This window comes from Mesorhizobium sp. M7A.T.Ca.US.000.02.2.1, from assembly GCF_003996995.1.
Taxonomy (GTDB): domain Bacteria; phylum Pseudomonadota; class Alphaproteobacteria; order Rhizobiales; family Rhizobiaceae; genus Mesorhizobium.
In genome coordinates this window covers 1-9,753 of sequence record NZ_RZTT01000230.1, presented here as the reverse complement: position 1 = coordinate 9,753, position 9,753 = coordinate 1, and the positions used below count along the sequence as shown (strand labels likewise).

Genomic DNA, 9,753 nt, shown 5'->3' with positions numbered 1-9,753 from the left:
TGCGCGGTTGGCTCTCGAAACAGGCCCCCGCGAGCGGGCTGCAGCGCGTTGAAATCGATGGAAAGCTCCAACCATGGGAGTTTCTCGTTCGCGCCGACGGCAGGGTGCTCAAGACAGATGCCGTCGACCATTGCCGGGCACACGATTTGATCGGCTGCCAGCCAATAGAGTGGGACATTGCCGGCGCCCGTGTCGAGTACGGGCTATCCGACAGCGATGTGAGGACCCTGGTCCAAGGAATGAAGCTTGCCATCGACAACGGCCACATCGGCTTTTTCGAACCGTGCTATTTGGCATTCCAGCTCGGGCTCTGGAGCACGGCTGCGCAATCCGAAAATGGCCGGGAAAAAGCAAGGCTCGCCGCGACGGCAGACCGATATAGGATGCGACTGATACGGTTCCTGGACGAATGCCTGATATGATCGTTCCGATCAATCCAGTCTTCGCAACATGTCTGCTTCCTGCTCGAGAATAGTGGCCACTTCCTCGCGCTGCAGATGCGTCATCATCAAGCTGACGCAGCACTCGAGATAGGTGATCGAGGCGCGCCGCAGATAGGCAGCCGTCTCGCGTTCGGCCATCTGGTCGATATCCCTCGCGGGTCGCTTGGGTTGCATGAGGATGATCCTCCGTATCGGTCCCTCCCGCCAAACCACAAGCTTGGGCGGATGTTCCGCGCGATCTCGGGAAAGATTCGGCGGCCGTCTCGCATCACGCCGGAAGGTTCTGCAGCCCGCCGGATGCCGGCCTCGCTCTTTTGGCAAAGCCTGTCATCTGATCGCCGATGCGGCTGCCTTCGAGCGCCGCGAAATAATCGATCGTCAGCTTGAGCCCTTCGTTGAGGGGCACCTTCGGTGTCCAGCCGAGCAGCGCTTTTGCACGCGAAATATCGGGCTGCCTGCGCCGAGGATCGTCTTGCGGCAGCGGCAGAAATCTCAGATCCGATTTGGTGCCGGTCATCGCCTTCACCAGCGCCGCCAGTCGCACGATGGTGAATTCTCCGGGATTGCCCAGATTGACCGGCTTGCCCGGATTGGGATCGATATCCATCAGTCGCCTCAATCCATCGATCTGATCGGAGACATAGCAGAAGGACCGCGTTTGCAAGCCGTCGCCGAAGATCGTCAGAGGACGTTTTTCTAACGCCTGCATGATCAGGTTTGAGACGATGCGGCCGTCCGCCGGATCCATTCTCGGACCGTAGGTGTTGAAGATGCGCGCGACGCGCACGTCGGCTTTGCCGGCTCTAAGATAGTCGAAGCAAAGCGTTTCGGCAGTGCGCTTGCCCTCGTCGTAGCAGGCGCGCGGGCCTGTGCAGTTCACATGGCCAACATAGTCCTCCCTCTGGGGATGTTGCTCCGGATCGCCATACACTTCGCTCGTCGAGGCCTGTAGCAGCCGCGCGTCATATCGGACAGCGAGTTCGAGCAGGTTGAGCGTGCCGATCACGCAGGTTCGCGTGGTGTGTATCGGGTCGGCCTGGTAACGCGGCGGCGAGGCAGCGCATGCCAGGTTGTAGATGCGATCCACGGGCTCGCCGAGATCCAATGGCCGGCAGATGTCCTGCTCGATCAATCGGAAACCCGGCTGATCCATGATCGAGATGATGTTTTCCATGCGCCCTGTCAGGAAATTGTCGGCGCAGATCACGCGCCAGCCGTCGCGGAGCAATGCTTCGCAAAGATGCGAACCGAGGAATCCCGCACCGCCGGCGACAAGCACTGCCTTTGCCCTTTGCGCGTTTCTTTTTTGTCGCATCGTCGTTTTCTCCTGTATGCCGGTCATGCTGCGCTTCCGATGTCGAAATCGAGGGCCGCCGCCCTTGGCTGTGTCAACGCCGTCACGAATTCGCGCGCTCTGGCCGCACCGGTGTGGGATGCGAGGACGCGTTCGCGGGCCCGGCGGGCCATGGCGAGGCGTGTGCGCTCGGACTCGCCGAAGAGGATTTCGATGACATCGTCCGTTTCCCCGGCGTTGTGGATCGCCGATGCGGGAAAGAAGCTGTCGAGCCCTGGCCAGCGATCGCTGATGATGGGCGTGCCGCAAGCAGCCGCTTCGAACAGGCGCACACTGGGTGACCATCCGGCAGCGATCATGGAACTGCGTGTGACGTTCAGCGTGTAACGCTGACGGCTGTAGAACGCGGCATGATCGGCCGGCGGCAAATGTTCGATGCGTTCGACATTGTCCGGCCAGGTGATGTCGGATGGGTATTGCGAGCCGGCTACGACGAAACGGCGGTCCGGCATACGCCGTGCTGGTTCGAGCAGCAGCGCGTTCAGCGTTGCCTGCCGGTCGGCACTGTAGGTGCCGAGATAGCCGAGATCCCAGCGGATCGGATCGCCGGTCCGGTGGTGCCGTTCCGGGTCGACCGAGCAGTAGAGCGGTTCGGCGCGGCGCGCGCCGAACTCCTCCACCAGACGGCCAAGCATCGGCCCGCCGGTGAACGAGAAGTAGACATCAAAATACGGAATCTGCCGCCAGCTCAGATAATCGCAATCATCGGCTGAAAGCTGCGCCACGGTTACCGGCGTGTCAATGTCGTAGAAGCAGAAGCGCCCCTTGCAAAATGAAGCGACGATGTCGATGACCACGCGCCCTTCCGGCACGAAGGAGCCCATGACGACAATGTCGGCCTGCTCCAGGCACCGGGCGTAGTCGCGTTGCAATTCCGCTGTGGTTTCGTAGTAGCGCAAGGCGCAGAAATCCGGGTCGCGCAGATCGCGGTGGTTGGCGTACCACGGCACGTCGCGCTCCAGAAAGGTCACGCGGTGGCCGAGTTCGTGCAGACCTTTCAGCAGGCCTCGAAACGTCGTGGCGTGGCCGTTTCCCCAGGACGAGGACAGCGACAGGCCGAGAAAGACGATGTCCAATTGCTTGGTCATTCCGCTGCCTCCACGGTCCCCTGCTCGAAATGACGTTTGAAGACGGCATCGGCCACGTCCGCCCGCAGCGCGTAGGTATGGTCGGCCAGCACGCGGCAAAGTGCGGCCTGGCCGATTGCCTTCGCCCGACTGGAGGTCAGCGAGCGCATGATCTCGGCGACATCGCCGCCGTCCCGTGCCACCAGGATCTCCTCGTCTGGTTTCAGGAACAGTTCCACGCCCAGCCATGCGTCGGTGATGAGGCAGGCACCGGCGCCGGCCGCCTCGAAGACACGCGTGGCCGGTGAAAAACCGTTTACGGCCATGCTGTCGCGACTGATGTTCAGCACGGCCTTGGGAGTGACGTTGAAGGCATTATGATCGCGGGTGCCAACGTGACCGAGCCAGCCGACATTGGCGGGAAGCGGCTTGTCCCCCCAGCCCGATCCGCCGAGCAGAAAGCGCTGTTTCGGCAGCTGGCTTGCGGGATCGAGGAAGAATGCTTCGACACGCGCCTCACGATCCGGCAGCCGGTTGCCGAGGAACGCCAGATCGCAAGCGAAACGCGCATTGCTGGCGACCGGGTGATGCGTTTGGGGATCGAGCGCATTGTAAATCGGCACGCATTCGTTCGCCCCCATGGCACGGTAGGCCCAGACGACGGGGTCGCCGCCGCCATAGGTCAGCACAAGGTCGATTTCTTGCAGGGCGCCATGGAGCGGATGGTCCGGTTCGTCGCGCAGCTGGGCAAGGGTTGCCGGAGCGTCCACGTCCCAGAATACCACCAGCGCGTCGCTGCGGGCATGGTCGAGAACGGCGCGCAGCAGCGCCTCGTCCTCGAAACCGACGCCACTCGCCTTGACGACGATGTCGGCGCTGGCGGCGCGTGCCGCGACCTGCATCAACGCGTGCTGGGTCGCTTCATAAACGACCACAGTGCACCAGTCAGGGGCCTCGATGTCGCGGTTCTTCTGCCGGTCGTAGACGTCGGCCTCATAGAAGGTGATTTCGTAGCCCAATTGGGCAAGCGCCTTCAGCAAGCCGCGATAGTAGGTCGCGGCACCGTTCCAGTAGGACGACAAGAGGCTCGATCCATAGAATGCCATCTTCATGCGGCGGCTTCCTTTGCGGTGGTCTTGTTGATGGTATGTTCGGTTGTGCATTCCATGAGCACGCCGAACAACTCGTCGACGCGGTGCTGGCAGGTGTGCCGCGAGCGGATGGTCTCGAGACCCGAAGTCACCAGGGAAGCCGCGAAATCCGCATCGGCCAACACCGCCCGCAGGTGTTGCCGCATTTGCGAGCCATTGTGGGCGAACAGGAAGTCGACGCCGGGCCTGAACAGCTGCTCGACATCGGACCATGGTGCTGAAATCAGCGGAATGCCGCAGGCGAGTGCCTCGAACATGCGGATCGTCGGAATTCCGGGCAAACCCTCACGATAGGGGCGCCGCGGGATGTGGACGGTGACACGATGCGCGGCGAACGCCTTCGGCACGTCGGCATTGGCGATCCATCCGTCATAGCGCAGTCCGGCGGTGGCCAGATCCGCAAGTGCGGGCTTGGGGTAGCGTACGCCGTGCACGGTGGCATAGAGACCGAGATCGCGCACCGGCTTGATCAGAAACTCCTTGAGTTCGGCGGTCCGCTCATCGTCGCCCCAGTTTCCAATCCAGACCAGATCGGACGTGGGGTGGATCTCCGGGTGTGGCTTGAACAGGCGATCGTCCGCGGCTTCATGCCAAGTGAAGACGCGCTTGCCCCAGCCGGCGCGCAGATAGCTCTCGCGCAAGGCCTCGCCAAAGGCGAGAACGCCGTCATAGTGCTCCAACCGCAGCGCCGAGATTGCCTCGGTCGCCGATACCGCCCGGTGGTGGGTGTCATGAAACAGAAGGATGAAGTTGCCGCCAGCGGCCCTGGCACGGCCGATGCGTGCGACAAGCTCCGGATCCGTCCACTCATGAACGATCACAACGTCGGCCTCAGCGATCCAGGCCTCGTGATCGAACCCGGCATCGTAGGTCACCGGCATCAGTTCTGGGAAATCCTTGCGGAAGCGTTCGATGGCGAAGGATCCCTTCTCAGCCAGCAGGTTCGAACGGCTCCAGCCGTCGGACGGCTCCAGCGCGACCGCCTGGTGCCGGCGCGCGACCAGTTCCCGCATGATACCGCGCAGGAAATGGGCATTGCCGTGGTTCCAGTCGGAAACGACCGAGTGGGTGTAGAACAGAAAGCGCATGGTCAGCGCCCCGCCATGGCCAGGGCCGCCTTGTCGTAGACGCCTCGCATGGCCGCCGCTTGCCTGGCCAGTGTAAACCGGCGGCTTCGTCGCATGGCTGCCTGACCGAGCTCTCGCCTGAGCTCGGCATCAGTGGAGAGACGATTGAGGCAGGCAGCGAGGTCGTGGGAATTGCGCGCGTCAAAGAACATCGCGGCCCCGTCCCATAGTTCGCGATAGGTTGCGATGTCGGAAAGCACCAGGGGCGTCGCCGACATGGCAGCTTCCAGCGCGGCCAGACCGAATGGCTCATAGATTGATGGCGACACGAAAATGCCGGCGCGCGCCATCAAGGAGCGCACCTCGTGAGACGGCAGTGCTCCCAGAGGAACAGCATAGCTGAAGCTGGTACGCCCGCCGTTGGGACCGTGCATCGAACCGGCGGCAAAAACGGGCCATTCCGTCAGCGACGCGGCCTGGTCGATCACCGCCGCATTCTTGCCCTCGTCCCACCAGCGGGCAGCGGCGAAGACGAGCGGTTGGCGCTTTTCGGTCTTCGGCACCGGACTTGCACTATTTCCGACCACACTCAGACGCGCGATCGGGCCATAGCAGGTCTCAAGCATGTCGGCATGGCTGCGGCTCGGCACGATGACTGCGTCGGCCCGATCCAAGCCGCGCCTGTTGCGCTCCTTCTGCCAGGCCCATGCGCCATCCACCGCCTGTTCCCTGACGGCGTGGAACCATGTCGTCACGCAGGAATGGGAGACCACCACGGCTGGGCATGGCGCATCGAATCCCGATGCCTGCGTCGGCGCGTTGAAATGGACTAGGTCGATGGCGTGGTCGCGCATGGGCGCAAGCAATTCCCGCGGCAGCGCGTCGAGGTCGCCGCCGCTGCTGGTCATCCAATCCGGCGGCGTATTCAACCAGATCAGCGTCGTGAAAGCCTCCGCCTCCTCGGCCTGCTGCCTCGACGGTTGCGGACCGAGGCCGGCAAGCACCACGCTGTCGCCGCTGTTCACAAGTTCGCGCGCCAGATCAAGCGCATAGCGCCATACGCCGCCCACGGCATCGACGGTCATCAGGATGCGCCGCGAGCGCGGCTTCAGTGTCCGCAACATGTCGCCTCCAGTTCCGCCAGCGGCCGCGGCCGCCTCTCCTGGATGTCACTGAATTTCTGGAAAGATGCGAGGTAGTGGTCATGGGCGCGTTCCCAGGCAAGGTCGTCGGGTTCGCCCCAAAGCTCGCGGTAGCTGGGCGAACTCGGATACGGGTAAAGAGGCACAGGTTCGTTGGCCCACACGCCGTGGTCGATCAGGTGGGTTCGCCAGTGCTCGACCAGGGCGGGATCATCCTCGACCACGCCGATCAGATTGGCCTGAACGAATGGAACGTGACGTCTGGCATCGACGAGCAGCGCGGCGAGTTCCTCGGTACCCAGCCGGCAGCGCTTGGCCAGCATTGCCCGACCTTCGACGGTCAGGCTTTCGAGGCCGGCCTCGATGGAGACGCAGCCGGCGGCGCCCAGTAATTCCAGCAGCTCGGGCTTCCACAGATCGATGCGGGTCTGCACGCCGAATTTCACATCGCGATCGACCAAGGCTTCCAGCAACGCTTTTTGCGGCAGGAAGATTTCGTCGATGAAGTAGATGTAGCCGACACCCTGGGCAATCAGCCGATCGATCTCCGCCACCACCGCTTCGTGGTTTCGACGGCGATAGGCATCACGGAAATCGATCTTGGCGCAGAAACTGCAGTTATAGGGACAGCCGCGCGATGCCTCGACTTCCGCACCGAATCCCACCTGATTGTCATCGAACCTGTGATGGTGGTGCGAATGGGCTGCGATCCAGTCCGCTGGCCATTCGAGTGGCGGATGATCGACGAACGAGCTGGCGTGGACGCCGCCGTTCGAAACCACCCTGGCATCCCGCAGATAAGCGGTTGAGGGCACGGCGCTCCAATCGTCGCGCCGGGCAAGTTGCTCGACGACTTCTTCGCATTCGCCGCGCACGACGATGTCGACGCCGAGCTTGCGCAAGGTTGGCGCCGGCGTTGCCGAGCCATGCGGCCCGACCGCGACCGTGCGTCCACCGCGCCCGGCGAGACGGTTGAGGAAATCGGCCGGCACACGCAATTCCGGCGGTGCGCAGCGCCAGAACAGATAGGTCGGGGCGGTACTGACGACGGTCATCGCCGGGGCGAAATCAGCCACCCGCTCGCAGAGACCGGAATTATCGAGCCTCTGCAACTGCCCATCCAGCATCAGCACCTCATGCCCGGCGGCTTCGAGCAGGGCCTTCGAATAGCCGAGTTCCAGCGGCAGATGTGGTTGGCGGCAGCCGAAATAGATGCTGTCGTCGTAGGTCCAGAATGGGTTTACCAAAGCGATTTTCATGCGACGTACCTCACGGCTTCAGGGCGAGGCTCGAGCCGATGGCGCTGCAGCCAGTCGGCGAGGTCGCGGACGCCTTCGCGCCATGAAACATGGGCCATCCAGCCAAGCGCGGTTTTGATCTTGCGGGTGTCGGCGACGAAGAAGGGCTGGTCGCCGGTGCGTTCCCCATCATGGCGGATTGAAAGCTCATGGCCTGTCAGGCTATGAATCTCGCTCAACAGCCTGCGCAGGCTGACCGCATTTTCCGGGCCGCCGCCAAGATTGAATGCTTGGCCTTTGATGGTCTCGATGCGATCGAGCACGGCCCTGTAGGCGGCAACGGCATCGGAGACATGCAGGATATCGCGCACTTGCCTGCCGTCGCCGTAAATGGTGATTGGGCGTCCCGTCAGCGCGCTGAGCAGGAAGTGTGCGACCCAGCCCTGGTCCTCGGTTCCGAACTGGCGCGGTCCATAGATGCAGCTCATCCGCAGCACCGCCGTCGGCATGCCGTAGGATTTGGCATAGTCGAGCACATACTGATCCGCCGCGCCTTTGGAGCAACCGTAGGGCGTGCAGAAGTCCAGGCCCCGAGCCTCATCGATGCCGTTCGTCTGGATGACGCTGTCGCAAGGCACATAGCGATCGCCGTCCTCGCGGACCGCGACGTCGGGCAGGCTGCCATAGACCTTGTTGGTGCTGGCGAAGATCACCGGGATACGCTCACCGCTCAGTCGCGCCGCCTCCAGAACGTTGAACGTTCCCCGAAGGTTGATGTCGAAATCATCGCCCGGCTGGACCAGGCTTGTGGTGACGGCGGTTTGCGCGGCCAGATGGAAAATTGCCTTCGAAACCATCAAGACAGGCGCCAGGGCGTTGGCGTCTCGCACGTCGACCGTCTCCACCGTGAGGCGACCGCCGTGTTTTTGCGCCAGCCATTCAAGGTTCTGCTCGACGCCCGGACGGCTGAGATTGTCGATCACCAGTACCGGCTCGCCATCCGACAACAGGCTGTCGGCGAGGTTCGATCCTATGAAGCCGCTGCCGCCGACGATGGCGACCGGCGCGTCGCGTCGATTGCGTGTGTTCATGAGACCAACCCGCGTTCTTCGAGCTCGCGCTTCATGTCGGCGCCGCGGTCGACGGCGGACGTGTTACGCACCCAGGAAACGAACTCGCCGAGCGAATTCTCCAGTTGCCGCACCGGCTCGAAACCGAGCAACTCACGGGCCTTGGAAATATCGGCGAAGCAGTTGCGGATATCGCCGGAGCGGGCTCTGCCGAGCAGTTCCGGCGAGCGATTCGGTGTCCCCATGGCCTCGGCCAGCAATCGCGCGACTTCGCTGATCGCATAGGCGCGGCCGCTGCCGATGTTGATGACATGACCCTTTGCCTGGCGTTGCTGCAGAGCAAGGCGAAAGGCGCGGGCGACGTCCTGCACATGGACGAAATCGCGCTTCTGTTCGCCATCCTCGAAGATCATTGGCCGTTGGCCGTTGGCGAGACGCGAAGCGAAGTTGGCCAGCACGCCGGTATAGGGATTCGACAACGCCTGGCCGGCGCCGAAGACATTGAACAGGCGCAGCGCGACCGCATCGATGCCATAGGCCTCGCCGAAGATCAGCACGGCGCGTTCCTGGGCGTATTTTGTCAGCGCATAGATGGAGGCGAGATCGACCGGCTTTTCTTCGTCCGTCGGCAGCGGCGAGAGGGCGTCTCCACCTGGCGACAGCGGGTTCCATTGCCCGCTCCTGATGTCGCTCGCCTTGCGCCGAGCATTGTCGATACGCCGGCCGTCTGGCGTTGCATAGAGCCCTTCGCCATAGACGCTCATCGACGAGGCGACGACGATCCGTTCGACCGGGTGTTTGATCAGCGCATCGAGCAGCGTTGCGGTGCCGAGATCGTTGGCGCCGACATAGCGCGCGATCTCATACATCGATTGCCCGACGCCGACTTCCGCCGCCAGATGAATGACAGCGTCAACGCCTTCCAGCGCATTGGCGACCGCCTCCCGGTCCCGGACATCGCCCTTGATCAGCTCGGTCCCGGCGGGAAGCGCGACGGCTTCGCCCGCATGCACCTGCTCCAGCAAGGCATCGAGGATGCGAACCGAATAATCCTGCTCGACGAGTTCCTGTGCGACATGCCGGCCGATGAAGCCGCAGCCTCCTGTAACCAATATGCGTTTCACGACGACTCCTCAGACAAGTAACCTCGGCGCCCCGAACTTTTCGGCAAAAGGTTTGTTCCCTTTGCTTCAACAAAGTTCCTTTGCCCGGCTTCGTTGG

Annotated in this window: 9 protein-coding genes and 1 pseudogene; 1 reads left to right on the top strand and 9 read right to left on the bottom strand. The window is 62.8% G+C overall.

Annotated features, from left to right (window positions below):
* Positions 1-422: pseudogene (locus EOD15_RS20855) on the top strand (hypothetical protein); the annotation flags it as partial.
* Positions 423-431: 9 nt separating this feature from the next.
* Here the strand turns inward: EOD15_RS20855 and EOD15_RS20850 are convergent.
* The 9 genes from EOD15_RS20850 to EOD15_RS20810 form a co-directional block, all read right to left on the bottom strand.
* The gene (locus EOD15_RS20850) at positions 432-617 is read right to left on the bottom strand and encodes a hypothetical protein (protein WP_032900517.1); all 186 of its coding nucleotides are present in this window, start codon (positions 615-617) and stop codon (positions 432-434) included.
* A 94-nt stretch (positions 618-711) separates the two neighbouring features.
* Positions 712-1,758, bottom strand: a complete 1,047-nt coding sequence (locus tag EOD15_RS20845) for a UDP-glucuronic acid decarboxylase family protein (RefSeq protein ID WP_027036338.1) — start codon at positions 1,756-1,758, stop codon at positions 712-714.
* A gap of 23 nt (positions 1,759-1,781) precedes the next feature.
* Positions 1,782-2,885 (bottom strand): glycosyltransferase, encoded by a 1,104-nt coding sequence (locus EOD15_RS20840; protein WP_127320993.1) that lies wholly within the window; start codon positions 2,883-2,885, stop codon positions 1,782-1,784.
* A complete protein-coding gene (locus tag EOD15_RS20835) occupies positions 2,882-3,976 on the bottom strand; it encodes a glycosyltransferase (protein ID WP_127320994.1) in 1,095 nt (364 codons plus the stop codon). Before EOD15_RS20835 ends, EOD15_RS20840 begins: the two co-directional genes overlap by 4 nt.
* Entirely contained in the window at positions 3,973-5,103 is a 1,131-nt protein-coding gene (locus EOD15_RS20830; protein WP_127320995.1) for a glycosyltransferase, read from the bottom strand. The genes EOD15_RS20835 and EOD15_RS20830 overlap by 4 nt, the downstream gene beginning before the upstream one ends.
* A 2-nt stretch (positions 5,104-5,105) precedes the next feature.
* Positions 5,106-6,206, bottom strand: coding sequence for a glycosyltransferase family 4 protein (locus EOD15_RS20825; protein WP_127320996.1), 1,101 nt, complete (start codon positions 6,204-6,206; stop codon positions 5,106-5,108).
* The gene (locus EOD15_RS20820) at positions 6,191-7,483 is read right to left on the bottom strand and encodes a TIGR04295 family B12-binding domain-containing radical SAM protein (protein ID WP_127320997.1); all 1,293 of its coding nucleotides are present in this window, start codon (positions 7,481-7,483) and stop codon (positions 6,191-6,193) included. Before EOD15_RS20820 ends, EOD15_RS20825 begins: the two co-directional genes overlap by 16 nt.
* On the bottom strand, positions 7,480-8,553 hold the full coding sequence (locus EOD15_RS20815; RefSeq protein WP_127320998.1) for an NAD-dependent epimerase/dehydratase family protein: 1,074 nt from the start codon (positions 8,551-8,553) through the stop codon (positions 7,480-7,482). Before EOD15_RS20815 ends, EOD15_RS20820 begins: the two co-directional genes overlap by 4 nt.
* Positions 8,550-9,656 carry an SDR family NAD(P)-dependent oxidoreductase gene (locus EOD15_RS20810; RefSeq protein WP_127408785.1) on the bottom strand — a complete coding sequence of 369 codons (1,107 nt, stop codon included), beginning with the start codon at positions 9,654-9,656 and terminating at the stop codon, positions 8,550-8,552. The genes EOD15_RS20815 and EOD15_RS20810 overlap by 4 nt, the downstream gene beginning before the upstream one ends.
* Between the last annotated feature and the right edge of the window lie 97 nt (positions 9,657-9,753).